The sequence below is a fragment of the Flavobacterium potami genome, from assembly GCF_020026915.1.
In the GTDB taxonomy this organism is placed as follows: Bacteria; Bacteroidota; Bacteroidia; order Flavobacteriales; family Flavobacteriaceae; genus Flavobacterium; species Flavobacterium potami.
The window spans coordinates 1-289 of sequence record NZ_JAINUY010000044.1; the positions used below are offsets into that span (position 1 = coordinate 1).

Sequence of the window (289 nt, forward strand, 5' to 3'; positions counted from 1 at the left end):
CCTAGTTTGCTCTCGAGGGCGGTGCGGAATCCTTCAAGGTCATCTGGAGCTAGCAGCAAAACCTCGCTTGCTGTCTCCAGACAGATTGAGCGCGTTCCATTGGCCATTAGGAGCGCTTTCTGGTTGTTAGCAAGCTTATACCAACCGGTGCGGTATTCCCCAACAGAAGTTCCCATGGTCCTTTGTACAGGACGCAAACCTTCTTGATCAGTGGCTGTCCAGTCAGCCATATATGCCTGGCTGATGTCCTGATAAGCCCATGATTTCTTAATAAACGGCGGCACTGCCA

1 protein-coding gene is annotated in these 289 nt (G+C 51.6%); it reads right to left on the bottom strand.

Translation table 11 applies throughout. The features are described from left to right. Positions 1-289: PH domain-containing protein (locus K6T82_RS24200; protein ID WP_223711592.1), on the bottom strand; the 289-nt coding region annotated here is incomplete at both ends.